This window comes from Streptomyces viridochromogenes DSM 40736, from assembly GCF_000158955.1.
GTDB lineage: Bacteria > Actinomycetota > Actinomycetes > Streptomycetales > Streptomycetaceae > Streptomyces > Streptomyces venetus.
In genome coordinates, this window is the sequence record NZ_GG657757.1 from 949,672 (window position 1) to 950,776 (window position 1,105).

Genomic DNA, 1,105 nt, shown 5'->3' on the forward strand with positions numbered 1-1,105 from the left:
CGAGGGCGAGGACTGTCTCCCGGCGCTCCTCGGCGTCGAGGCCGGCGAGCCGGCCGGCCAGCCCGCCGTCCCCGGCGCCGGCGGCCGTGGCGCCGCGCCGCTTGACCACTCCGGCGAGGGTGCTCAGTACGGCGGATACCAGGCCGCCCGCCCGCAGGACCGCGGGCTCCACGGGCAGGCCCACCAGTGCGGGAGCGTCCATGCGCAGCGCGGCGTCCAGGAGTCGCGCCCCCTCGTCCGGTGCCACCGGCCGGAAGCCCTCGCGCCGGTACCGGTTGCGGTCCCTCTCGTCGAGGTCCGCGTTGATGCCGCCGTCGACGTCCCACAGACCCCATGCCACGGAGGTGGCGGGCAGTCCGTGGGCCGCCCGGTGGTGCGCGAGGCCGTCGAGGAAGGCGCCGGCCGCCGCGTAGTTGGCCTGGCCGGGCCCGCCGATGACGCCGGTGTGGGACGAGAAGAGCACGAACACCGACAGATTCCGCTCCCGGGTCAGGTCGTGCAGGTGCCAGGCGGCGTCCGCCTTGGCCCGCAGCACGGCCGTCAGCTCGTCCGGGGCCAGCGTGGGCAGCAGGGCGTTGCGTACGATCCCGGCCAGGTGCACGACCGCCGTCAGTGGGTGCTCCTCGGGGACGCCGGCGAGGACGGCCGCGAGGGCGTCCCGGTCGGCCGCGTCGCACCGGGCCACGGTGACCTCGGCGCCCGACTCCCGCAGCCGCGCGGGGAGTTCCGGGTCGAGCCAGGACTCCTCGTCGCGCCGGTCGAGCAGGAGCAGCCGCGTCACCCCGTGCCCGGTCACCAGGTGCCGGGTGACCTGTGCGGCCAGGGCGCCGCCCGCGCCCGTGACGAGGACGGTGCCCTGGGCACCGAAGGCGGGGGCGTCGCCGGTGGTGGCGTCGCCGGTGGTGGCGGTGTCCGCCGGGGTGTGGCCCGCAGTCCGCACCTCCAGGTCTTGCGGCGTGGTGCGGTGCAGCCGGGGCAGCAGGACCGTGTCGTCGCGCAGCGCCGCCTGCGGCTCGCCGGAGGCGAGTACCGCGTTCAGGAGCGCACCGGACGGTGCGCCGTCCACAGCGGCGTCGACGAGGACGATCCGCTCGGGCGCCTCCGC

At 77.1% G+C, this 1,105-nt stretch carries 1 protein-coding gene; it reads right to left on the reverse strand.

Translation table 11 applies throughout. The features are described from left to right. The coding region (locus SSQG_RS04270; RefSeq protein WP_158680997.1) for a beta-ketoacyl reductase at positions 1–1,105 on the reverse strand (1,105 nt) is incomplete at both ends.